This window comes from Paraburkholderia sp. GAS334 (assembly GCF_050436625.1).
In the GTDB taxonomy this organism is placed as follows: domain Bacteria; phylum Pseudomonadota; class Gammaproteobacteria; order Burkholderiales; family Burkholderiaceae; genus Paraburkholderia.
This window is the reverse complement of record NZ_JBNDMO010000001.1, coordinates 386935-409603: the sequence shown is the minus strand read 5'-3', so window position 1 is coordinate 409603 and position 22669 is coordinate 386935. Positions and strand designations below refer to the sequence as shown.

Below are 22669 nucleotides of genomic sequence, written 5' to 3'. Positions count from 1 at the left end.
AACGTCGATGAAACCCCTCGCATTCCTGTGCGCCATCGCGCTGTGCGGCTGCACCGTCGGCCCGGATTTTCGCGCTCCCGCCGCGCCAGACACTGAGACCTATACGCGCGAAACGCTGCCTGCTACGACCGCAGCTGCCAGTGGCGCGGCAGGATCGTCGCAAACATTGACTACGGCCGCGCACGCCACGCCGATGTGGTGGGAGCAATTCCATTCGGATGCGCTCAACCGTATCGTCGACGAGGCCTTGCAGCAAAGCCCCACTCTCACACAGGCCCGTGCAAAACTGGTCGAAGCGCGTGAAGACTACAACGCACAGTTCGGCTCGACGCAGTTCCCGAGCGTCGATGCGACCCTCTCCGGCACGCGGCAACAGGTCGATCTCGCTGCATTCGGCATTCCGCACGTGCAGAATCCGGGGCCGTTTTCGCTGTTCAATGCGTCCGTTAGCGTGTCATACGCGTTCGATATTTTTGGCGTCAACCGTCGCGCGCTCGAGGCGACCATGGCGCAGGTCGATTACGCGGGGTACGAACTTGACGCAGCGCGGCTTTCGATTGCGGGCAATGTCGTCTCGACCGCCGTGCGACGCGCATCGTTGCAACAACAGATTGCGCTCACCCAGCAGCTCGCCGACACGCAGACAAACCAGCTTGCCATCATCGAGGCACGCTTCGCGGCGGGTGGCGTTTCGCAACTCGACGTGCGCACCCAGCGCACGCTGCTGGCCCAGACGCGCGCATCGCTGCCGCCGCTCAGGACGCAACTCGCCCAGGCCGATCATCAACTTGCGATCCTGCTTGGCGTGGCGCCATCGAAAGCGGACTTCGCCGAACTCACGCTGGATTCGCTCCATCTGCCCGACACTGTGCCGCTCACGCTGCCGTCGACGCTCGCACGCGAACGCCCCGACATCCGTGCATCTGAGGCTCTGTTGCATCAGGCGAGCGCGAACGTGGGCGTGGCGACGGCCAATCTGTATCCGCAGTTTTCGCTCTCAGCGGGGATCGGTTCGGAGCGCACAAATGTGCAGGACGTGGTGAGCGGATTGAACATCTGGAACATTGGGCTGAATCTCACGCAACCTGTTTTCCGCGGCGGCGAGCTGCGGGCAAAGAAGCGTTCGGCACAGGCCGCCTATGACGCCGCGCTCGCCGGCTATCAGCAAACGGTGCTCCAGGCACTGCAACAGGTCGCGGATACGCTGACAGCGCTAAATGAAGACGCACGCGAACTGCAGGCGCGCGACGACGCCGCGCAGCAGGCGCAAGCGAGCTTCGACATCGCGCATGCGCAATATGCTGCGGGCGGAGTCAGCCAGTCTGGGCTTCTCGACACGCAGCGCCAGGTGCTACAGACTTCGATCGACCGGACCCGCGCGCAGGCCGATCGCTTGGCCGATACGGCTGCACTGTTCCAGTCGTTGGGTGGCGGCTGGCAGAGCGTCGAAAACCAGGCCCTGAAATGAATGAATGCGTTTCCATTTTCCGGCCACGCGAATCCTGCCCGTCGTCGATCGACGGTACGTGTACCCGATAACGTCACGTGACGCGTGAAGCTCCCGTTTGACGCTAGCGCGACGCGTTCGATAACACCTCACCACCCGGGTCTGTCGCAGACACGGCGGATGACCGGCGACTATCCAGATCCTTTAGCGCCGGAAACACGTCGCGCGCCCAGGAATGATAACCATAGGAACGCCAGACCATTTTCTTCACCACAAAGACTTCGAACATCGGTGTGCCTGGCTGAAGCTGCGTGCGTTCCACATTTCGTTTGAACAGCCATTGCATGGTGTCGGGGTAGTCTTCCGCGCGTTCGGCACTCGCGATGGCCCCGCGTTCCACGATGACCAGATGAACGTCGGGCCGGTTTTGCGCCCACGATTCGAATTCACCCTTTCCGCCCAGCGATCCTTTCCATCGCGTGCAATACACGCAGTCTTTAGCCGAATGCACGACGAGCAGAATGGGTTGCCCCTCCTTGACCGTGGCTTCGCGCAATCGCTCCGCCCAGTCTGTCTTAGGCTTTGACGCGGGGGGTGGCACGACGGCGCTTGCCGCTGCTTCGTCGTCTGCCTGCGCGAACATGGGCATGGCCAGAAACGACATCAGGAACAATATTGCGACGTAGCCCGGCCACCGCATCGTATGGCGCAGGTTCATGGAGGTCTCCTTTGGCGGCAGCAAGAATGTTTTTAACGCTTAATTCTGGTTAAGCGAACGTGCAGACAACGCTGCCATGCTGCCATGCGCTTAACGCGTTAGCCAGTATGTTCTGGACCTGCTCTCGGGAGTTCCGGAATGCGACGTTTGCCTGGCCGAAGCGGACACAATGTTTTTTCGTACTATGCATGCCGCATCAGCGCACATCCATGAGCAGAATTGACCAGGCGGTGAAGCGTGGCGCATGGCCCATGCCGTGTCGCGTAGCCATCGAATCATCCAGTGAACCATATGATTTTTTGCGTCCTATACTCCTCAACCGGGAACATGGATGGACACAGCGTCCCGGATGCGACGTCCAACCGCCCGCTCATGCATCCGCCTTCCAACCTGAGGGAGCCGCCCGATGAACGTGATAACGCAGTTCAAGAAAGCCCTGGTTCACCGCGACCCGCACGGGACACCTGTCGCACGGACCGCAATCGCGGCAACATTCGTCGCAGCCTGCACATTCGGTGTGTGTTTGCCGGGTGTCGCGCAGGATTCCGAGGCCTTCGGCCGCCCCGCCGGTGGCGGCCACGACGTGAAAGTGATGATCATCTCGATGTTCGGACCGGAAGGACAGGTGTGGCTCGACCACCTCGGTCCATGGAAAGCCATCAAGGTGCCCGGACTCTCTCCCGACTACCCCGAAGTGCATTGCAACCGCCAGGACATCTGCGTCATGACGACGGGGATGGGACACTCGAACGCGGCCGCATCGCTGATGGCGCTCACCTTCTCCGATAAATTCAACCTGCGCCGCACGTACTTCATGATTGCGGGCATCGCGGGAATCGATCCGGCGCAGGGCACGCTCGGATCGGCGGCATGGGCGAAGTACCTGGTTGATTTCGGCATTCAGTGGGAAATCGACGCCCGCGAAAAGCCTGATAGCTGGCCCAGCGGCTTCCTTGGCATCAACACGAAATCGCCCACGGACAAGCCGCCGCTCGATTACCGCACTGAAGTCTTCGCGCTGAACGCGACGCTTGCCGATACGGCGTACAAGCTTTCGCAAAACGTGACGCTGCTGGATAGCCCCGATGCGCAGAACGCGCGCGCGAAGTTCAACTACGCGCCGGCCAACCAGCCGCCGAAGGTGATCCAGTGCGACACGCTGGCGGGCGATACCTGGTGGTCGGGTAAATACATCGGCGAGCGCGCGCGGTACTGGACGAAGTTACTGACCGATGGCCAGGGCACGTACTGCACGACCCAGCAGGAAGACAACGCAACGTATGAGGCGCTCAAGCGCGCGGCGAGCACCGGGCGTGTCGATCTGAGTCGCGTCGCGGCGCTCCGTTCGGGTTCGGATTTTGATCGGCCTTATGACGGCCAGAGTGCTTCCGATAACCTCCTCAACTATGCGGCGCAGGGTGGCTTCGGGCCGGCTATCGAGAATCTCTATCGAGCCGGCAATCCGCTCGTGCAGGACATCGCCACGCACTGGGGCGAATGGCGCGAGGGGGTGCCGTCGCGTTGACGGGTCGGGCGGGCCGGTCGCGGAAAGAGCGAACGAAAGCAGTTTGCCAGGTACAATCCGGCAGCGTTTGATTTTCCAATACCGACCCGAACCCACCTCTATGCGTAACCCTGCCCGGGCCTTCCTTCTCGGTCCGCTCCTGAAGGGCGTCTCACGTTCCTTCTACCTCACGCTGCGCGTACTGCCGATCGAAATGCGCGATCCGGTCGGCCTCGCGTACCTTCTGGCGCGTGCTGCGGACACGATTGCGGATACATCGCTGATTCCGCCCGGGCAAAGACTGGAGATGCTGCTGGCGCTTCGCGCGCAGGTCAATGGCGCCGCAGACGACGATGCGCTCCTGCACCGCATGGCCGTGGAAGTAGCGGCGCAGCAGACGCATTCAGACGAAAAGGTTCTGCTCGAGTCGCTCGGCCCTGCTCTGGCCGTACTCGCGCAATTGAGCGAGTCCGATCGGGACGCGGTGCGTGAGATCGTGTCGACGCTGACCGAAGGCATGGAATTCGATCTCCGTACGTTCCCAGATGAGTCATCGGGGCAGATTGTCGCGTTACGCGAATTCGCGGAGCTCGACCGGTACACGTATCTGGTGGCGGGATGCGTCGGGGAATTCTGGACGAAGATGACCTGGGCGCATATCCCAGGCACACTCAAAGGCCAGCCCGATACGACGTTGAATCGTGGCGTACGTTTCGGCAAGGCGCTGCAACTGACCAACGTGCTGCGCGATTGCGGCAAGGATCTGCGTATCGGCCGCTGCTACATTCCGTCGACGATGCTGGACCCGTTCGGTCTGAGTCCGCAGGATCTGCTGCTGCCGGAGCATTCAGTTCGCGCGCAGCCGCTCATGTTCGAACTTGTCCGCAAGACGATCGATCATTTTCGCGAGGCGGTCGAATACACGCTCGCCATTCCGGCGCATTCGGTGCGGCTGCGGCTGGCCTGTTTGTGGCCCATTGTGATCGGGCTGGAGACGCTATTGCTGCTGGTCGATAACGACGCGTGGCTCGATCCGGCGAAGGTCTCCAAGGTGAAACGGAACACGGTGTATCAGGTTATCGCGTATTCGATACCGGTCGTAGCGTCAGACAGACTGATCCGTGGCTGGACCGGACGGTTGATAGGAAGGATCGAAAACCGGTTGGGGCGCTGAGCGCAGCGATACGCAACGCCGACACCACACGACACTTTCACACGCCCAACCCCGTCTGCAGGTAAAATTTGCGTTTTGCGTTTGCAGTGCGAGGCAAAGTCCTTGCGAATGCAAAATCAGGCAAAATTCGGTCATTGGTGCCGGCGTGTGCGCGGCCGGCGGCTTTTCCCACCCTGTTTTCTGTTCTAGAGACACGCGATGAGTACCCAGCAACCCACGATTATCTACACCCTCACCGACGAAGCGCCCCTGCTGGCGACCCGTGCATTCCTGCCCATCATCCGCACGTTCACCGCGCCGGCTGGAATCAACGTCACCACCAGCGATATCTCGGTGGCTGGCCGCATCCTGGGTGAGTTCCCGGAGTTTCTGACCGAAGAACAACGCGTGCCGGACAACCTGGCCGAACTCGGCCGTCTGACGTTGCTGCCGGACACCAACATCATCAAGCTGCCGAACATCAGCGCGTCCGTGCACCAGCTGGTCGGCGCGATCAGGGAACTGCAGGGCAAGGGCTACAAGGTGCCGGATTTCCCGGAAGAGCCGAAGACCGAAGCCGAGAAAGCGATTCGCCAGCGCTACTCCCGATGCCTCGGCAGCGCCGTGAATCCGGTGCTGCGCGAAGGCAACTCGGATCGCCGCGCACCCGCCGCCGTGAAGAACTACGCGCGCAAGAACCCGCACAGCATGGGTGAATGGAGCATGGCTTCGCGCACGCACGTGGCGCACATGAAGCATGGCGACTTCTATCATGGCGAAAAATCCATGACCGTGAACGGCGCCCGCGACGTGAATATGGAACTGGTCACGAAGAGCGGCAAGACGATCGTGCTGAAGTCGAAGGTGCCGCTGCTGGACGGCGAAATCATCGACAGCATGTTCATGAGCAAGAACGCGCTGTGCGACTTCTACGAAGAACAGATGGAAGACGCCCGCAAAACCGGCGTGATGTTCTCGCTGCACGTGAAGGCAACGATGATGAAGGTCTCGCACCCGATCGTCTTCGGCCACGCAGTGAAGATCTTCTACAAGGAAGCCTTCGAGAAACACGGCAAGCTGTTCGACGAACTGGGCGTGAACGTCAACAACGGTCTCGTCAACCTGTACGACAAGCTGGAATCGCTGCCGAGCTCCAAGCGCGAGGAAATCATCCGGGACATGCACGCCTGTCACGAACATCGCCCGGAACTGGCCATGGTGGATTCGGCCAAGGGCATCTCCAACCTGCACGCACCGAACGACGTGATCGTCGACGCGTCGATGCCGGCAATGATCCGTATCGGCGGCAAGATGTGGGGCGCCGACGGCCGTCCGAAGGACACGAAGGCGGTGATCCCGGAAAGCACGTTTGCCCGCATCTATCAGGAGATCATCAACTTCTGCAAGACGAACGGCAACTTCGACCCGGTGACGATGGGCACGGTGCCCAACGTCGGGCTGATGGCGCAGCAGGCTGAAGAATACGGTTCGCACGACAAGACGTTCGAAGTGCCGGAAGCCGGCGAAGCCCGCATCGTCGACAATGCAACGGGCGAAGTACTGCTGGTGCAGACCGTCGAGCAAGGTGACATCTGGCGCATGTGCCAGGTCAAGGACGCGCCGATCCGCGACTGGGTCAAGCTCGCCGTGACGCGCGCGCGCAACTCCGGCATGCCGGCCGTGTTCTGGCTCGACCCGTACCGTCCGCACGAAGCCGAGATGATCAAGAAGGTCGAGACCTACCTCAAGGATCACGACACCGAAGGCCTCGACATCCAGATCATGTCGCAGGTGCGCGCGATGCGTTACACGCTGGAACGCGTGATCCGCGGTCTCGATACGATCTCGGTCACAGGCAACATCCTGCGCGATTACCTGACCGACCTGTTCCCGATCATGGAACTGGGCACCAGCGCCAAGATGCTCTCCATCGTCCCGCTGATGGCTGGCGGCGGCATGTACGAAACCGGTGCAGGCGGCTCGGCGCCGAAGCACGTCAAGCAACTGGTGGAAGAAAACCACCTGCGCTGGGATTCGCTGGGTGAATTCCTGGCGCTGGCTGTGTCGCTGGAAGAACTCGGCATCAAGACCGGCAACGGCAAGGCCAGGATCCTGGCCACGACGCTGGATGCCGCCACGGGCAAGCTGCTGGAGAACAACAAGAATCCGTCGCCCAAGACCGGGCAGCTGGACAACCGTGGCAGCCAGTTCTACCTCGCGATGTACTGGGCCCAGGAACTCGCGGCGCAGACCGATGACGCAGCGCTCGCCGCACAGTTCGCGCCGCTGGCGAAGCAACTGACCGGGAACGAGCAGACCATCGTCGGCGAACTGTCGGCTGTGCAAGGCGAAGCGGCAGACATCGGTGGCTACTATCGTCCGGACGCCGAAAAGCTCGACGCCGTCATGCGTCCGAGCAAAACGCTGAACGCCGCGCTGGCCGCGGCTCAGGGTTAAAGGCGGCGGTTGCGCCTGTCGTAGTCGATCAACGCGGCTCCCCGGCTCCTGTCAGGCACCGCGTTGATCGTCACCTTCCGGCTCGCAGCCGGAAGGGTGACCGGACCGAAGTATCGTGAGAACTGTCCCGCAGTTCGAACCGGTTTCCTGGCACACACACCCCTCTCACAACATCTCGCCGGCATCTCGAATGATGTCAGTTCCCCGCCTTGTTTGGATCCCGCCAGGCCCGCTCGAACGGAAGCCGCCACGCACGCGGTGCGACGAGTTGATGGATCGCATTCGGCCCCCATGACCCCGGCGCATAGAAGCGAACCGGTGGAGGCGATTCGAGCAATGCGGTCGACACCTGCCACAACCGCTCGATGCCCTCAGCCGTCGTGAACAGCGTGCGATCTCCGCGCATGGCGTCGAGGATCAACCGCTCGTACGCTTCAAGCACATCGCCAATCAGCCCCGTGTCATGCATTGCGAACTGGAGACTCAGTTTGTCCAGCCGCATGCCAGGACCCGGACGTTTGCCGTAAAACGAAAGCGACATCTTCGATGCGTCAGCCAGGTCGAATGTCAGATGATCGGGGCCTTGCGCGCCGACGCCTGATCCCGCCGGGAACATACTCTTTGGCGGCTCGCGAAACGCGATGGAAATGATCCGTTGCCCTTCCGCCATGCGCTTCCCGGTGCGCAGATAGAACGGCACGCCGGCCCAGCGCCAGTTATCGATCGAGCATTTCAGCGCGATGAAGGTCTCCGTTTCCGATTCGGCGCCGACGCCCTCCTCCGCCCGATACCCTGTGTACTGTCCGCGCACGACGTCGCCCGGCTGGATGGGCAGCATGCTGCGAAATACCTTGTTCTTTTCTTCGCTGATCGGCGAAGGCTCAAGCGATGTCGGCGGCTCCATCGCCATGAACGCGAGGATCTGGAACAGGTGCGTGACCACCATGTCGCGAAACGCGCCCGTCTGCTCGTAGAATCCCGCGCGCTTGCCGAGCCCGAGCGTCTCCGGGACGTCGATCTGAACGTGGTCGATGAAGTTGCGATTCCAGATAGGTTCGAAAAGACCGTTCGCGAAGCGGAACGCGAGAATGTTCTGTGCGGGCTCTTTCCCAAGGAAGTGGTCGATCCGGAAAATCTGCTCTTCTTCGAACACTTCGTGCAGCTTCGCATTCAGCGATACCGAACTCACCAGATCGGTGCCAAAGGGCTTTTCCATGATGATCCGCGAGCGCTCGACAAGACCCGCCTCACTCAGCATCCGCACGGCGGACAACGCAGCGCTCGGCGGTACGCTCAGATAGTGCAGGCGTCGGCACTCGCCTTCGAATGTCTGCTCAGCCCTCTCGACCGCTCCCTTGAGGGCGCTCGCGCCTGCGCCTAGCGGCAGATAATCGAGGTTGCCCGCGAAGGTATCCCATTCCGCCTCGACGATCCTGCGGGAAGAAAACTCATTGAGCGATTCGCGTGCTATCTGGCGAAAAGCATCGGGGGCGATGTCCTCGAGTGCGACCGCGATGATCCGGCAACCCGGAATGAAACCCGCACTCGAAAGATGGAACAGACCGGGCAACAGCTTGCGTCGCGCCAGATCACCTGTGGCCCCGAAGAGGACGACAACCTGTGGAAACCGCGGACCCACTCCAGGAGAGATCTTCGCCATCGTGCAAATCCTTTCAGATGAACGACGTTTGACGACACGGATGCGAGCTGAAGGTAGCCCCGCCGGGAACTGGCGCTTCAAGGCGGCGAGCGGCGAGTCTTGCGCCGACGTTCCGCCAGTCTACGCTGAGCCAGATAAAAAGCGGGCCGGTTTTGGGTCGGCCGCTCATGGCAGAACCTGCTCCCACGGTCGACTGCCGGAATCGCCCCGTTACCATGGCGACGCATCGATCGGGCATTTCAGGTACGCTCAGGTACGCCTTGTTTTCCGGATTTCCAATGCCGCTCCATATTCAAACACCGTTACTCACCTCCCAGCCTCTTAGCCTCGCCGCCGGCGCCTCCGTCCTTCTCAAGCTCGACGCACTGCAGCCTGCAGGATCATTCAAGATTCGCGGAATCGGCTACGCGTGCGAAGAGTATGCACGCCGGGGCAAGCGGCGCTTCATTTCTTCTTCTGGCGGTAACGCGGGCATCGCAGTAGCGTATGCCGCGCGGCGGCTTGGTCTGCCTGCCGTTGTGATCGTTCCGCAAACCACCACTCAGCGGGCGAAAGACCTGATCGCACTGGAAGGCGCCGAAGTGATCGTGCACGGCGCGACGTGGCAGGAAGCGAATGGCAAGGCACTTTCACTGGTCGGTGAAACGGATGCATTCATCCATCCGTTCGACGATCCACTGCTATGGACCGGCCACGCGACGATCATCGACGAAATCGTTGCAGCCGGCGAAGAACCCGACGCAGTGGTGCTTTCGGTGGGCGGCGGCGGGCTGCTTTGTGGCGTCCACGAAGGTCTGCGCCGCAACGGGCTCGCACACGTTCCCATCATCGCAGTGGAGACGGAAGGTGCGGACTCGCTCGTGCAGTCGGTTAAGGCAGGCAGGCGAATCGAACTGGACGCGATTCGGAGCGTCGCAACATCGCTGGGGGCGAAGCAGGTTTCGGAGCAGGCCTTCGCCCTTGCAATGACCGCGGACATCCGGCCTGTCACAGTCACGGACCACGCCGCCGTCACGGCATGCAAGCGCTTTCTCGACGATCACCGCGTGCTGGTCGAACCCGCATGTGGCGCGAGTCTCGCGCCGGTCTACGACCACGCGGCCGTACTGAACGGTTTCAGCAAGGTGCTCGTGATCGTCTGCGGTGGGGTCGGCGTGACGGCCGTCCAGCTCGATCAGTTCCTTGCAGCGGCCTGACGACGCAACGCGGGCGTACCAGCACGATCGATTTGTCGGACGAACGTCTTGATTATTCCTTCGCGCCGGGATTCGCGGCTACCGATGCGATTGCGGACGCCACATAGTCGACATTCTGCTGATTGAGGCCCGCGACGCACATCCGTCCCGAGCGCAGCAGATAGATCGCATGTTCATCGCGCAGCCTGTCGACCTGCTGCTCGCTCAGCCCTGTGTACGTGAACATGCCAACCTGCGATTGATAGCGTTCGCGCAACACTTCGTCGACATGCCCGGCAAGTCCGCCGTGGATCTTGCCGCGCATCGCCTTGATTCGCTGCCGCATGGTGGCGAGTTCGTTTTCCCAGGCTGCGCGCAGCGAAGCATCCGACAGAACGCCTGCTACCAGCTTCGCACCGTGCGTGGGCGGACTGCTGTAGTTCGAGCGGATCGCGAAGGTTAGCTGCCCGAGCACGCGCTGCGCCTGTTCAGCGTCGCGGCAGACGACGCTCAGCGCGCCGCAACGCTCGCCGTACAACGAAAAGTTCTTCGAGAACGAACTGGCTACGATCAGCGGCACACCGGCGTCCGCTAGCTGGCGCACACAGGCGGCGTCTTCTTCGAGTCCATCGCCGAAACCCTGGTACGCCATGTCGACAAATGCGATGAGCTTCCGGCGCTGAAGTACCGGTATCAGTTCAGTCCATTGCGACCGGTCGAGATCGACGCCCGTCGGGTTGTGACAACAGGCATGCAGCAGGACGACGCTACGCTCGGGTAAGGCGTCGATCGCGTCACGCATCGCATCGAAGCGCAGACCACCCGTGTCCGGATCGTAGTACGGGTAGCTGTTGACGGTAATGCCAGCGCTTTCGAACACCACGCGATGATTCTCCCAGCTCGGATCGCTGATCCATATCTGCGAAGCCGGCAAGTGCCGGTGCAGGAAATCAGCGGCCACCTTGAGTGCGCCCGAGCCGCCGAGCGTCTGGAGCGTCGCGATGCGGCCGGCAACACGTGCGTCATGGTTTGCGCCAAAGACCAGCGCCTGGGCGGCGTCACGATAGCCGGTATGACCCGCCATCGGCAGATAGCTGCGCGGCGACACGGTCTGGAGCAGCGAGGCTTCGACAGCCTGCACCGCACTCATCACGGGCAGCCTGCCCGCATCGTCGAAATACACGCCGATGCTCAGGTTTACCTTGTTGGTACGCGGATCGCGCTGGAAGTCTTCGTTCAGGGAAAGAATCGGATCGCCGGCATAAGCTGGCACATTTTCGAACATGGCCTTCTTCCTTCATGTATGGCAGCGGGCGCGCGGATTACGATATGCCCGACCCTGCGAGCTTATCCGACTGATCGCAAAGTGCACAGGCCAATAAGGATCAAATCCATGCTCGATCGGCTCAATCGTCAGCCGTTCGCGCGCCGGCTTTGCGCCGGCTGGCGTCATTGCGTCCCTGTCCGCATGGCCCGATATTCGCGTCGCACGATATCCATCAGCTCCGCGACCGACGTGCTGGCGGCCTCCCGCTGGTAGGTCACGCGTCCACGCTGCATCAGCATCACACGATCCGCGATATCGAGCGTCTGCGCGTAGTTGTGCATGATCATCACGATAGACAGGCCACCTTTCTCCTTGAGCCGAAGAATCAGGTCGATGATCAGTCCGGCCTCGCGGGCACCCATCGCGGCAAGCGGTTCGTCGAGCAGCAGTATCCGTGCATTCGAATTGACCGCGCGAGCAACCGCGATAGCCTGCCGCTGCCCACCGGAAAGCTGCTCGACCGGCAGGTCCACCGACGGCACGTGCACGCCGATTTCTTCAAGACACTCCGCGGCGCGGTTACGCATTGCACGGTTGTTCAACAGTCGAAACGGCCCTCGACGTATGATTTCCCGGTTCAGGAACATGTTGTGATAAATGCTCAGCGAATTGGCGAGGGCCAGATCCTGGTAGACGCATTCGATGCCTAGCGAACGGGCGTGATCGACCGAGCGAAGTGCTGTTTCCTCGCCGCCCACAAAAAGCTTGCCACTTGTCTGCTGATGAAACCCCGTCAGAATCTTGATCAACGTCGATTTGCCTGCGCCATTGTCGCCGAGGATGCCGAGGATCTCGCCATGTCTTAGCGTCAGCGATACGCCATCGAGCGCGGTGACCGCGCCGAAACGTTTGACGATATCTTCGCCGCGCAGCGCCTCCAGCACCTCGGACATCACAGCTCTCCCTTGCGCGCGAGACGAACGACATGGATGTTGAAGATCATGGCCCCGAGGATGGCTGCGCCGAGAATCATGTTGAAAGTGAAGGCGTTGATGCCGATCAGCGTGAAGCCGTCGTTGAGAATGCCAAGCACCGCTGCACCGATCAAACCACCAATGATCGTGCCCGATCCACCCGCTAGCGGCGTACCGCCAATCACAGCGGCGGCAACTGCGAGAAACATGATCTGGTTACCGCCCGCTTGCGGATCGATCGACGTTATACGAAAGCCTTCCAGGATGCCGGTAAAGCCGGCAAGCAGGGCGGCAAGAATGAAGTTTCCGAGCTTCAGGCGCCTGACGTGTATCCCCGCTTCGCTTGCGCCTAGCGGATTCGCTCCCGACGCGATCGTATGCAAACCCCAGCGTGTATAGCGAAGCAGCACGTGCATCGCCGCGGCAATGGCGAGCGTCCAGATGATCTCGCTGTAACCCCATCCCCCCATGATCGCCGCAAAAGCTGAATTCTCCGGCGGCGAAACCGGTGTACCGCGTGAGATCGTCAGCGTGAGGCCGTTCACGAAGAACAACGTACCCAGCGTCGTCACAAAGGATGGGATGCGCAGGTACACCGTCACGGCGCCGTTAATCAGCCCGACAAGGCCCGCCGCAGTCACTCCGGTGAGGATTGCAAGCCATGTGGGCAAGCCGGCCTCAAGAGCAAAATGCATGATGAACGGCGCAAACGCAAAGACCATCCCGGCGGAGAGATCGATCTCCCCACCAATCATCAGCATGATTTCGCCAAAGGCAATGATCGCCACCGGGGCGATGAACTGCGAGAGATTCTGGAGGCTCGCGCTGGTCAGCAGGAAGTCATGATTGACTGTCTCGAAGTACACAGAGAGGATGAGCGCGACCGCAAAGATGCGGATCTCGCTGGAACGCCCGAGTGCGCCTGACCAGCGCCTCGGGCGTCTGAGGGACTTTTTGGCGTCCGCCACGGAGGATGTCACCCTTTGATCGCACCCGTGCGTGGCACGATCTGGGCTTTCGTGCTCTTGCCTTCATAGCGCGTCGAAGTGGTCAGATAAGGATCGACCGAGCCCTTGGTGACGAACTTCAGGCCCGTGTTGATATTGGCCGGTCCAACAAGGCCACCGGACGCGAGAAAGATGAACGCCTCCACCACGGTATAAAAACCCTGCACATAAGGCTGCTGGTCGATCGTGAAGTCGAGGAAGCCGTCGTGGATCAGATCGACCGTGCGTGGCAACAGATCAAAGCCGCCGCCATGGACGCCTTTGGAAGGCAGGTTAGATTCTTTCATCACCTCTGCGACGCCCTGGGTACTGCCCGCGTCAACCGCGAACATGCCCTTGAGATCCTGGTGGCCCAGGAAGAACGACTTTATCTTCGATAATTCTTCGTTGACGGTCGCGCCGGTGGCGATGGTTTGCACGTCGATCTTCTTGCCCGATTTCTTGATTGCAGCCACTGCGCCGTCAAGCCGGGGTTGAATGTTCAGCTGACCTGGCGTTGCGATAAAGAGCCCGACGAGGCCGCTATCGATGAGGCTCACGATGCGTTCGCCCATCTGGTAGCCAGACAGGTACAGATCCTGTCCGATATAGGCGAGGCGCGGATTCGACGAGCCCGAGGGCGCATCGGCGTTATAGGCAAAGACAGGAATGCCGGCGTCGAGCGCGGCCTGGATCGGTTTGTCGAACGCCTTCGGGTCGACGATCGGTACAGCGATTGCGTCCGCTTTTCCGGCAATCGCCGCGTTCACCGCGTTCACCATTTCGGCAATGTCGGCGTTGGCCGAGCCGGTCCACTGGTAGTCCATCCCAAGCAAAGCGGTCGCGTCCTGAATGCCATATTGCGTTGGAACGAAGAACGGATTCGTGGTGACATGGTTGACGAATACGATCTTCCAGCGCTTGTGCGCCGGGAACGGAGCCGCTTCCGCCGCCTGCGCCGGCGTGATCGCGCCACCCAGTAGCGCCAGTGCTGCAGTCAGGCCAGCGCCCTGTAGCAACCCGCGACGCATGCCCTGCACTTCGTCCTTGTCTTCCTGCTCGTGCGCCATCTCATTCTCCCGTCTCTCAGTTGTTAAACACTTCACGGTGCATGACGGCGCAGGTCGGAAAAGCACCGGAGCCGGGCATCACTACATCCACGAAACCCGCGTGCACGCGCGTACGCATGACTACCCTGCCGAAAATGCTATATCACGCACTTTTACCTATTAATCGATGTATACCCTTAACTAGTCCGACTAATTAATTTTCGCGGCACAACGCAGCTTTCCGTAGTCGCAGCCAGCGGTGCAGCGCAACACGATGACGGGACGGGTCTGGTTCGTTTTCCGCGGGTCGCGCGTTATCGATACGATCCGCACTATGTGCCACTTTAATAGTATTACTATCGAGGTAGCGTCAAGGAGGAAAGGGACATGAAGAACGGAACGCGCCCGCTACGCTCTGCCCAATGGTTCGGCTCAGCCGACAAGAACGGCTTCATGTATCGAAGCTGGATGAAAAACCAGGGCATTCCCGATCACGAGTTTCACGGCAAGCCAATTATTGGGATCTGCAACACGTGGTCCGAGTTGACGCCGTGTAATGCGCATTTTCGCAAGCTCGCCGAACACGTGAAGCGCGGCGTGCTGGAAGCAGGCGGCTTTCCGGTTGAATTCCCCGTGTTTTCCAATGGCGAGTCGAACCTGCGTCCCACGGCGATGCTCACACGCAATCTTGCGAGCATGGACGTTGAAGAGTCGATTCGCGGCAATCCGATCGACGCGGTCGTGTTGCTGGTCGGTTGTGACAAAACGACCCCCGCGCTGCTGATGGGCGCGGCAAGCTGCGATGTGCCGGCGATCGTCGTAAGCGGCGGCCCGATGCTCAACGGCAAGCATCAAGGGCGCGATATCGGCTCCGGCACGATCGTCTGGCAATTGAGCGAGCAGGTAAAGGCGGGCAAAATTTCCCTGCACGACTTCATGTCGGCGGAAGCCGGTATGTCGCGTTCGGCGGGCACGTGCAATACGATGGGAACCGCTTCGACGATGGCCTGCATGGCCGAAGCGCTTGGCGTGACACTCCCTCACAACGCCGCGATTCCCGCAGTCGACGCGCGCCGCTACGTACTGGCGCATATGTCGGGCATGCGGATCGTGCAGATGGCGCTTGAGGATCTGCGTCTGTCGAAACTGCTCACGCGCGAAGCATTCGAAAACGCGATTCGTGTGAATGCGGCGATCGGCGGTTCGACGAATGCGGCGATTCATCTGAAAGCCATCGCGGGCCGCATCGGCGTGAGCCTCGAACTCGATGACTGGACCCGGATCGGACGCGGCACGCCGACGCTGGTCGATCTGCAGCCGTCGGGCCGCTACCTGATGGAGGAGTTCTATTACGCAGGTGGTCTGCCTGCGGTATTGCGCCGCCTCGGCGAAGGCGGTCTGCTGCCGCATCCTGGTGCGTTGACCGCGAATGGTCAGTCTTTATGGGAAAACTGCAAGGACGCCCCGCTCTACAACGACGAAGTCATCCGCACGTTAGACAACCCGATCTTCCCCGATGGCGGCTTATACGTGCTGCGCGGCAACCTCGCGCCGAACGGGGCGGTGCTCAAGCCTTCTGCCTCCACGCCCGCGCTGCTCAGGCATCGCGGGCGGGCGGTGGTGTTCGAGAGCTTCGAAGACTACAAGGCACGCATTGGCCTACCCGACCTGGACGTGACCGCCGATTCGGTGCTGGTATTGAAAAACTGCGGTCCCAAGGGCTATCCCGGCATGGCGGAGGTAGGCAACATGGGCCTGCCGCCGAAACTGCTGGCACAAGGCGTGACGGACATGGTGCGCATATCCGATGCGCGGATGAGCGGCACGGCATACGGCACGGTGGTGCTCCACGTAGCACCCGAGGCTCGCGCGGGCGGCCCGCTTGCGGTGGTCCAGGACGGAGACTGGATCGAGGTGAACTGCGATGCCGGGCGCCTGTATCTGGACGTCAGCGACGACGAACTGGCTGCGCGTCTCGCAGCGTGGAGTCAAGCCCGGCAAGACGATCCCGCCGATGCGAGCGGCTACCGGCATCTGTACGTGGAGCACGTATTGCAGGCCGATCAGGGCTGTGACTTCGATTTCCTGGTGGGCTGCCGGGGCGCGGAAGTGCCGCGACATTCGCATTGACCGACGCAGGCGCTGCTATCGCATCCGGGTGACGGTTACGCCGGGTGATGGCTGCCGGTTTCCAGAATACGCTCAGCGTCCGCGCGCGCATTGTCGAGCTGGACCAGACTTGCGTGTCGCGCGCCGAGCGGGTCACGGCTCTGGATCGCGGTCAGAATCGCCTTGTGGCGCGGTAACGAAAGCGCATGCGTGTCTGGATGGCGACTCGTCAGCTTGATCGATTCCGACAGGGCGAGCGACAGCATGTTGCCGATATAGGCCAGCATATCGTTATGGGTGGCCGCCATGATTGCGCGGTGAAACTCGAGATCGGGATCCAGCAGCGCGCTTGCGGTTTCCGCACGCTCCATCTGGTCGTAAGCGGACGCGATGCGCGCAAGATCGTCGTTTGTCGCTGCGGTGGCGGCGAGTGCGGCCGCCGCGGGTTCGATGATGCGGCGCACGGTCAGGAGGGAACTGAAGAATTCGCCTTCCGGAATGCTGTTGATCGTCCAGTACAGGACATCAGGGTCAAGCATGTGCCACTCCGCGCGCGGCTTCACGACACTGCCGACACGCGGTTTCGACACCACCAGCCCTTTTGCCACGAGCACACGGGTCGCCTCGCGCAGTACGGGGCGACTGACACCATAGCGCTCGCACAGTACAGCTTCAGCGGGCAACCGCTGGCCCGGCTGCACCTTGCCGCTCACGATACCCATGCCGAGTTCTTGCACGATGCGGCCGTGCAGGCTCTTGCGCTGTTGCAGATGACGATAGTCCATGGTCAGCGATCGCGGTCGTGCCCGACTCAGCCCTGTGCCGACCTGTGCGACGTTTGAGACGGCGCTTACCTCATCGTCGACGCAGATACAGGTCTGTTTCGTGGAAGTCCGTTGCGTGGTCAAGCATAGCACGCGATATCCGGCATGGTCCGGGCGGCCAGCCGGTTCATATCGGGTCATCCAGGTGATCCCCGGCGTGAGGGTCGTGCGACGCTGATTCGCCGCTGACGGCTTGCCTCTTGCGGCGGACGTGATACGCCGTAAGGATCCCGTGCGCGACCATGTCGAGCGCAGGTTTCACAAGACCGTTCTTGTCCGTCCAGACCTTCGGCGTCAGGGCGCCGGTCAGTGCCACGCTATCGGCGTCACCCAGAGCCAGCAACGCCGATTGCACGTCGTCATCGAAAGCAATCACGTTGACGAAAAGCGTATCCCCGTCGCCGGCGGTTGCCCGCACCTTGCACGTCACAAACCGCTTCCCGTTCTGTCCTGTCCGGATCTGGGCTTCGCCGTACAGGCGTCCAGCTATCAGTCCATCAATCATGTTGCTTCTCCTCGTCAGTTCCCTGCTTCGTCGCCTCTATCTGACGTGACTGCTCCGGCGTCTGAGAGTCGGGCCACCCTCTCATCGAAGCAGACCGGCCGGCTAGCGGGAAAGAGCACTTTCCAGGCAGCAACTCAGGCTTGCTGCCGACTCAATTTCGCCTGCTCCAGCCACTCGAAGACAGCCATTCCTGCGAGCATGGCGACAACAAAACCCCACCCTTTAGGAAAGCCAGCGCCCAGCGCAACCAGTGCGGGCCCCGGACAAAATCCTGCAAGTCCCCAGCCCACGCCGAACACCGCGCTACCCAGAACAAGCCTCAGTGTTACATCCGCGCTAGTGGGAATCCGCATGGGCGCCCCCAGCAGGGAAGTCTTCCGGCGTCTGGCAAAAAGAAAGGCCATCGCGCCGACAGCTATCGCGCCGGCCATCACGAATGCGAGCGAGGGATCCCATCGTCCCACGATGTCGAGAAACCCCAATACCTTCGCCGGATTGGCCATGCCGGACACCATCAAGCCGACGCCAAATAGCAGCCCGGAAAGTAACGCAGTGAGCAGCCCCATCTCAGCCTCCCAGCAGATGTCTGTGCACGAACACGGTCAAAAAACCACTCGCCATGAATGTCGCCGTCGCCACAAGTGAGCGAATCGAGCCGCGTGAGATGCCGCAGACGCCGTGGCCGCTTGTGCATCCGCTGGCGTAACGTGTGCCGATGCCGACAAGAAATCCGGCAACGATGATTTCGCTCCACCCAGCCTGGATATCAGGCGCTATCGATTTGCCCAGCAAGCTTGCGAGGATGGGTGCCCCGACAAGTCCAGCGAGAAAGGCGATACGCCATCCCACATCCTTGTCCGGCATGCCAGACAGACCACCGAGAATGCCGCTGATGCCGGCGATACGTCCGTTAAAGAAAACCAGCACGGCGGCGGCAGCGCCAATCAGAAGGCCGCCGGTGAGGGACAAGCCTGGCGTGAAACTTTCCAGATCAATCAACATGGCCCCTCCTTGTCTTCTCGATGCTCGCGCGGGAAGCCGGCATTGCGTTCAGCCGGCTCGCTGGCCTGCAGGGTGCCGCCCACGGCATTCTCTGCCCGCACCAACGAGTCTGGTGATTCGCGCTGCAGCTTCGCCTTCCGGCTCGACCTGTCGTTAATCACCTGATGGCGTCGGTGGTCGGTCATATGCTTCCATCCGCGAATTTCATCGCGTGTGCGAAAGCATCCAACGCATAAACCGGACTTGCCATCAATCTTACAAACGTCGACGCACGGTGACTCGACTGCCATGGGTCAGGCCGCCGCTTGCGAGGGTTGTACTTCCACCGTGACATGCGACAGCCCCTTGAAGCGCTCGAGCACGGCATGATAGAAGCGCGAGTCCCGCTGGGGCTCATTCGTCGCCACCGACACCACCGCGCTCATGTGACCCGGACCCACCCGCCACACATGCAGATCTACGACTTTGTCGCCCCGGTCTTCTATCGCATAACGCACGTTCTCCGCCATGCGCCGGTCGGGATTCATGTCGAGCAGAATCGCTCCGGTGTCGCGCATCAATCCGTACGACCAGTTTGCAATCACCAATGCCCCGATGACACCCGCCAACGGGTCCATCCAGAGCCATCCAAACGTCCGCGCCAGCACGAGGCCAATGATGGCCAGCACGGATACAGCCGCGTCAGCCATAACGTGGATGTACGCGGAGCGGATGTTGTGGTCCCGCGTAGCTGCGTCATGCGCGTCGTGGCCATGCTCATGCTCTGCGAATTCGACCTCGTGCTCGCCGTCCGGCATCCGCACGATGGCCTTAAAAGCGTGTGGCTCAGGAATGTCTTCCTTCGATTCCAGGTAAGCACCACGGTCTGCCAACGTAAATACCTGCTGCGCACCGTCTGGTCGGATAGTCGTCACCGACACGGCCAAAGCGTCCAGTTGTGAGCTCGCCGAGGCCGGCGCAATGCGGAAAACGGGCGGCACGCCATCTTCGAAGATGGAAACGGCGAATACACCGGACGGAGTAGAAATCGTCTGTGCTGCCTCTTCGTGAGCGTGGTCATCATGACCATGAACATGGCCGTGACTGTGACCGTGATGATCGCCGCTCAACAGCCACACACTCGCCAGATTGACCAGCAGGCCAACCACTGCGATGGGTATCGCTTCGCCGAAATGAATTGGCACCGGCGACAGAAAACGCGAGACCGCCTCGTACCCGATCAGCAGGGCAATCATCGCGAGCACAATGGCGCTGGTGAATCCCGCGAGGTCGCCCAGCTTGCCTGTTCCGAATACGAAGCGGGAATCGGCAGCATGCCTGCGCGCATACGTGTAGGCAAGCGCCGCAATCAGCATTGCCCCTGCATGTGTCGACATGTGGAGGCCGTCGGCCACGAGCGCAAGCGACCCGAACATACTTCCGCCAACGATCTCAATCAGCATCATCGCGCTGCACAGCGCAATCACGGCCCACGTTTTACGCTCGTTCTTTTCGTGACCGGCACCCAGAAAGATGTGGTCGTGTCCTGCGCCGAATGCGGCGTTTTTGAAATCACTCATTTCCAGCCCTGCTTACCTGAAATAGCTGTGAACAACTTCGATGAGCTGTTCACTCGCGCTGCCATCTGGCTCCTCGCCCGTGTCCGCATCGACAAGGTGATTCCTGATGTGGTCTTCCAGCACCACGGCAAGAAGGCCGTTCATCGCTCCCCGACAACTCGTAATTCGCTGCAGGACATCGGCGCAACCGTGCTCTTCCTCCAGTGCACGTTCAATGGCCTCTACCTGACCTTTGATGCGGCGAACCCTGTTGAGAAGCCTCTGTTTTTCCTGAACTGTGTGACCCATCGCATTCCCCTTATACCCCCGGGGAGTATATATCTTTTGCAATTTTTGTATAGGGGGAAGGGGTATCTTTCGACTCCCTTTCGCCTTTCGTGGCGGGGACTTGTTTAAGCCCGGCCGGGGCGTTTGACTGCGCGCCTGCTGTTCTGCTAGCGGCAGCACTGATGGCGGCGGGAATCTGGCTTCACATCCGCGAGCGGCGTCATAACATGAACAACCGCAGTACAAGACCGATGACGCCGCACGCAAGCACAACCGGAATCACGCCGAGCTTGAATCGAAACAATGCGATGCCCGCGGCCAGGCCAACAAGCAGCGATAGCCAGTCAAAGCCGCCCTGCATGCCATGTGGCCACAACACGTGAAGCGCGAAGAAAACCGCGAGGTTCACGATGACGCCAACTACCGCCGAGGTAATGGCTGTCAAAGGCGCGGTGAATTTCAGGTTACCGTGAGTTGTCTCGATGAATGGTCCGCCGAGCAGAATGAACAGGAAAGACGGCAGGAACGTAAAGAACGTCACGACGATGGACGCAACGACTGCGGATGCGAGCATAGCGTCCGGCCCGAACACTGCCCTGGTCCAGCCGCCAACGAACCCGACAAACGAGACCACCATGATGAGCGGTCCGGGCGTCGTCTCTCCGAGAGCCAGGCCATCTATCATCTGCGGGGCGGTCAACCAGTGATAATGATCGACGGCACCCTGATAGACGTACGGCAGCACTGCGTATGCGCCCCCGAACGTTAACAAGGCGGCTTTCGTGAAGAACCAGGCCATTTGGGTTAGCGTTCCGGCCCAACCGTAGACGAAAGAAAGTGCAGCGATAGCCGCGAGCCAGATAAGCATGAAGACAGCGAGCACGACGGTGAATCGCTTCCACGTGAACAACGCGTGTCGGGGAGTGGGCGTGTCATCGTCGAGGACCGCGGGGCCAAACGCCTTTTCACCGGCCTTGTGCCCTCCTCCAACGACGAATCTCGACGGAGCGTACCTGCCGCCAAAATGCCCGATGACGCCGGCGACGAGGACAATCAGCGGAAACGGGACATTCGCAACGAAAATGGCGATGAATGCAGCGGCCGCAATCGACCACAGCCACGCATTCTTCAGTGCGCGCGAGCCAATCCGGTATGCAGCGAAGACCACGATGGCCGTGACCGCTGGCTTGATCCCATAAAGCACGCCTGCGACGGCTGGGACGTTGCCGAAAGCCATGTAGACCCAGGAGAGTGCAATCAAGACGAAAAGCGACGGGAGTACGAAGAGCGCCCCGGCAATGATGCCGCCCCACGTGCGATGCATTAGCCAACCGATGTAGGTGGCAAGCTGTTGCGCCTCGGGTCCGGGAAGAATCATGCAATAGTTCAATGCGTGCAGGAATCGCTTCTCGGAAATCCAGCGTTTTCGCTCGACCAGGTCCTGATGCATGATGGCAATCTGCCCGGCTGGCCCTCCGAAGCTGATAAAGCCTAGCCTAAGCCAGTACCGCAGCGCCTGACCGAAGGACACCGACCCGGCTGACCCGACGCGCTGCCTGCTCATTCCGCTTTCCGGCGCTGGTTCACTTTGTTGCATTGAACCTCCGCATGCGGACTTTGATTAAGGAGGATTGCAAGGGGCTGTCGCACACGTGGCGAAAGGCAGCGCAATCGAGCCCCCGGGAAGCAATAGCAGGCCGGTGAAGACGGAACTACCGGCGCCGCCTGGCCGCTTCTTTTTCTGCGGTAACAAAATGCGCGGGCGGGGAGTCAGGCAGATAGCCACTTTATGCTTAACGGCACATTGATCGTGCCGTTAAGCATAAGCTGTCCGCGAAAATCAGGCATAAGCGTCTTCGCGGATTGCGACGCGCGATTCGCGTTGGTCAGTCAGGATTTTTCGTAGATCGCCTGGACGAGCGCCGCACGTCCCTCACGCAAGTTGCGCGCGAGGCATAAACGACAACTTTGCAGCCGTTTACGCCACAAGATTCTTTGTACTTCGCCGGATGG

At 60.8% G+C, this 22669-nt stretch carries 19 protein-coding genes and 1 pseudogene; 6 read left to right on the top strand and 14 right to left on the bottom strand.

The window, feature by feature from the left end:
• Positions 1 to 7: 7 nt before the first annotated feature.
• Positions 8 to 1468, top strand: coding sequence for an efflux transporter outer membrane subunit (locus P3T21_RS01790; RefSeq protein ID WP_429254209.1), 1461 nt, complete (start codon positions 8 to 10; stop codon positions 1466 to 1468).
• A 103-nt stretch (positions 1469 to 1571) separates the two neighbouring features.
• Here P3T21_RS01790 and P3T21_RS01785 read toward each other — a convergent pair whose 3' ends face one another.
• Positions 1572 to 2165: a hypothetical protein gene (locus P3T21_RS01785; protein ID WP_429254208.1), complete on the bottom strand. Its 594-nt coding sequence runs from the start codon at positions 2163 to 2165 to the stop codon at positions 1572 to 1574.
• 406 nt (positions 2166 to 2571) lie between these two features.
• Between P3T21_RS01785 and P3T21_RS01780 the strand changes: the two genes are divergently transcribed.
• The 3 genes from P3T21_RS01780 to P3T21_RS01770 all read left to right on the top strand — a co-directional run bounded on the left by P3T21_RS01780 (position 2572) and on the right by P3T21_RS01770 (position 7279).
• Positions 2572 to 3690, top strand: a complete 1119-nt coding sequence (locus tag P3T21_RS01780; protein WP_429254207.1) for a purine-nucleoside phosphorylase — start codon at positions 2572 to 2574, stop codon at positions 3688 to 3690.
• Positions 3691 to 3790: 100 nt separating this feature from the next.
• Entirely contained in the window at positions 3791 to 4843 is a 1053-nt protein-coding gene (locus tag P3T21_RS01775) for a phytoene/squalene synthase family protein (RefSeq protein WP_429254206.1), read from the top strand.
• Between the two features lie 198 nt (positions 4844 to 5041).
• Positions 5042 to 7279 carry an NADP-dependent isocitrate dehydrogenase gene (locus P3T21_RS01770; RefSeq protein ID WP_429254205.1) on the top strand — a complete coding sequence of 746 codons (2238 nt, stop codon included), beginning with the start codon at positions 5042 to 5044 and terminating at the stop codon, positions 7277 to 7279.
• Positions 7280 to 7475: 196 nt separating this feature from the next.
• Here the strand turns inward: P3T21_RS01770 and zwf are convergent, their stop codons facing one another.
• Positions 7476 to 8939, bottom strand: coding sequence for a glucose-6-phosphate dehydrogenase (zwf, locus tag P3T21_RS01765; protein WP_429254204.1), 1464 nt, complete (start codon positions 8937 to 8939; stop codon positions 7476 to 7478).
• A 278-nt stretch (positions 8940 to 9217) separates the two neighbouring features.
• On the opposite strand from zwf, the gene P3T21_RS01760 reads away from it, so the two are divergent.
• Positions 9218 to 10135 (top strand): pyridoxal-phosphate dependent enzyme, encoded by a 918-nt coding sequence (locus P3T21_RS01760; RefSeq protein WP_429254203.1) that lies wholly within the window; start codon positions 9218 to 9220, stop codon positions 10133 to 10135.
• Positions 10136 to 10187: 52 nt separating this feature from the next.
• Here the strand turns inward: P3T21_RS01760 and P3T21_RS01755 are convergent, their stop codons facing one another.
• The 4 genes from P3T21_RS01755 to P3T21_RS01740 form a co-directional block, all read right to left on the bottom strand.
• The gene (locus tag P3T21_RS01755; RefSeq protein WP_429254202.1) at positions 10188 to 11399 is read right to left on the bottom strand and encodes an aromatic amino acid transaminase; all 1212 of its coding nucleotides are present in this window, start codon (positions 11397 to 11399) and stop codon (positions 10188 to 10190) included.
• A 164-nt stretch (positions 11400 to 11563) separates the two neighbouring features.
• Positions 11564 to 12334 carry an ATP-binding cassette domain-containing protein gene (locus P3T21_RS01750; RefSeq protein ID WP_429254201.1) on the bottom strand — a complete coding sequence of 257 codons (771 nt, stop codon included), beginning with the start codon at positions 12332 to 12334 and terminating at the stop codon, positions 11564 to 11566.
• Positions 12334 to 13323: an ABC transporter permease gene (locus tag P3T21_RS01745; protein ID WP_429254200.1), complete on the bottom strand. Its 990-nt coding sequence runs from the start codon at positions 13321 to 13323 to the stop codon at positions 12334 to 12336. Before P3T21_RS01745 ends, P3T21_RS01750 begins: the two co-directional genes overlap by 1 nt.
• Positions 13324 to 13331: 8 nt before the next feature.
• Positions 13332 to 14411, bottom strand: a complete 1080-nt coding sequence (locus P3T21_RS01740; RefSeq protein ID WP_429254199.1) for a sugar ABC transporter substrate-binding protein — start codon at positions 14409 to 14411, stop codon at positions 13332 to 13334.
• 366 nt (positions 14412 to 14777) lie between these two features.
• On the opposite strand from P3T21_RS01740, the gene P3T21_RS01735 reads away from it, so the two are divergent.
• On the top strand, positions 14778 to 16520 hold the full coding sequence (locus P3T21_RS01735; protein WP_429254198.1) for an IlvD/Edd family dehydratase: 1743 nt from the start codon (positions 14778 to 14780) through the stop codon (positions 16518 to 16520).
• 35 nt (positions 16521 to 16555) lie between these two features.
• Here the strand turns inward: P3T21_RS01735 and P3T21_RS01730 are convergent, their stop codons facing one another.
• The 8 genes and pseudogenes from P3T21_RS01730 to chrA all read right to left on the bottom strand — a co-directional run bounded on the left by P3T21_RS01730 (position 16556) and on the right by chrA (position 22220).
• Positions 16556 to 17284, bottom strand: a complete 729-nt coding sequence (locus P3T21_RS01730; RefSeq protein ID WP_429254197.1) for a FadR/GntR family transcriptional regulator — start codon at positions 17282 to 17284, stop codon at positions 16556 to 16558.
• Positions 17285 to 17450: 166 nt separating this feature from the next.
• Positions 17451 to 17828, bottom strand: a complete 378-nt coding sequence (locus tag P3T21_RS01725; protein WP_429254196.1) for a single-stranded DNA-binding protein — start codon at positions 17826 to 17828, stop codon at positions 17451 to 17453.
• 134 nt (positions 17829 to 17962) lie between these two features.
• On the bottom strand, positions 17963 to 18394 hold the full coding sequence (locus P3T21_RS01720; RefSeq protein WP_429254195.1) for a DUF6691 family protein: 432 nt from the start codon (positions 18392 to 18394) through the stop codon (positions 17963 to 17965).
• A gap of 1 nt (position 18395) precedes the next feature.
• Positions 18396 to 18830, bottom strand: a complete 435-nt coding sequence (locus P3T21_RS01715; protein WP_429254194.1) for a YeeE/YedE family protein — start codon at positions 18828 to 18830, stop codon at positions 18396 to 18398.
• Between the two features lie 107 nt (positions 18831 to 18937).
• A pseudogene (locus P3T21_RS01710) lies at positions 18938 to 19120 on the bottom strand (DUF1289 domain-containing protein); the annotation flags it as partial.
• Between the two features lie 3 nt (positions 19121 to 19123).
• Entirely contained in the window at positions 19124 to 20389 is a 1266-nt protein-coding gene (gene dmeF / locus P3T21_RS01705) for a CDF family Co(II)/Ni(II) efflux transporter DmeF (protein ID WP_429254193.1), read from the bottom strand.
• Between the two features lie 12 nt (positions 20390 to 20401).
• A complete protein-coding gene (locus P3T21_RS01700) occupies positions 20402 to 20677 on the bottom strand; it encodes a metal/formaldehyde-sensitive transcriptional repressor (RefSeq protein WP_429254192.1) in 276 nt (91 codons plus the stop codon).
• 199 nt (positions 20678 to 20876) lie between these two features.
• Positions 20877 to 22220 carry a chromate efflux transporter gene (chrA, locus tag P3T21_RS01695; RefSeq protein ID WP_429254191.1) on the bottom strand — a complete coding sequence of 448 codons (1344 nt, stop codon included), beginning with the start codon at positions 22218 to 22220 and terminating at the stop codon, positions 20877 to 20879.
• Between the last annotated feature and the right edge of the window lie 449 nt (positions 22221 to 22669).

What these genes read in the sequence shown, in the direction of transcription:
- P3T21_RS01785 (WP_429254208.1), bottom strand. Translation starts at nt 2,165, where the DNA reads ATGAACCTGCGCCATACGATGCGGTGGCCGGGCTACGTCGCAATATTG.
- P3T21_RS01770 (WP_429254205.1), top strand. Translation starts at nt 5,042, where the DNA reads ATGAGTACCCAGCAACCCACGATTATCTACACCCTCACCGACGAAGCG.
- P3T21_RS01790 (WP_429254209.1), top strand. Translation starts at nt 8, where the DNA reads ATGAAACCCCTCGCATTCCTGTGCGCCATCGCGCTGTGCGGCTGCACC.
- chrA (WP_429254191.1), bottom strand. Translation starts at nt 22,220, where the DNA reads ATGAGCAGGCAGCGCGTCGGGTCAGCCGGGTCGGTGTCCTTCGGTCAG.
- P3T21_RS01735 (WP_429254198.1), top strand. Translation starts at nt 14,778, where the DNA reads ATGAAGAACGGAACGCGCCCGCTACGCTCTGCCCAATGGTTCGGCTCA.
- P3T21_RS01755 (WP_429254202.1), bottom strand. Translation starts at nt 11,399, where the DNA reads ATGTTCGAAAATGTGCCAGCTTATGCCGGCGATCCGATTCTTTCCCTG.
- P3T21_RS01760 (WP_429254203.1), top strand. Translation starts at nt 9,218, where the DNA reads ATGCCGCTCCATATTCAAACACCGTTACTCACCTCCCAGCCTCTTAGC.
- P3T21_RS01715 (WP_429254194.1), bottom strand. Translation starts at nt 18,830, where the DNA reads ATGTTGATTGATCTGGAAAGTTTCACGCCAGGCTTGTCCCTCACCGGC.
- zwf (WP_429254204.1), bottom strand. Translation starts at nt 8,939, where the DNA reads ATGGCGAAGATCTCTCCTGGAGTGGGTCCGCGGTTTCCACAGGTTGTC.
- dmeF (WP_429254193.1), bottom strand. Translation starts at nt 20,389, where the DNA reads ATGAGTGATTTCAAAAACGCCGCATTCGGCGCAGGACACGACCACATC.
- P3T21_RS01720 (WP_429254195.1), bottom strand. Translation starts at nt 18,394, where the DNA reads ATGGGGCTGCTCACTGCGTTACTTTCCGGGCTGCTATTTGGCGTCGGC.
- P3T21_RS01775 (WP_429254206.1), top strand. Translation starts at nt 3,791, where the DNA reads ATGCGTAACCCTGCCCGGGCCTTCCTTCTCGGTCCGCTCCTGAAGGGC.
- P3T21_RS01780 (WP_429254207.1), top strand. Translation starts at nt 2,572, where the DNA reads ATGAACGTGATAACGCAGTTCAAGAAAGCCCTGGTTCACCGCGACCCG.
- P3T21_RS01750 (WP_429254201.1), bottom strand. Translation starts at nt 12,334, where the DNA reads ATGTCCGAGGTGCTGGAGGCGCTGCGCGGCGAAGATATCGTCAAACGT.
- P3T21_RS01700 (WP_429254192.1), bottom strand. Translation starts at nt 20,677, where the DNA reads ATGGGTCACACAGTTCAGGAAAAACAGAGGCTTCTCAACAGGGTTCGC.
- P3T21_RS01725 (WP_429254196.1), bottom strand. Translation starts at nt 17,828, where the DNA reads ATGATTGATGGACTGATAGCTGGACGCCTGTACGGCGAAGCCCAGATC.
- P3T21_RS01730 (WP_429254197.1), bottom strand. Translation starts at nt 17,284, where the DNA reads ATGGACTATCGTCATCTGCAACAGCGCAAGAGCCTGCACGGCCGCATC.
- P3T21_RS01740 (WP_429254199.1), bottom strand. Translation starts at nt 14,411, where the DNA reads ATGGCGCACGAGCAGGAAGACAAGGACGAAGTGCAGGGCATGCGTCGC.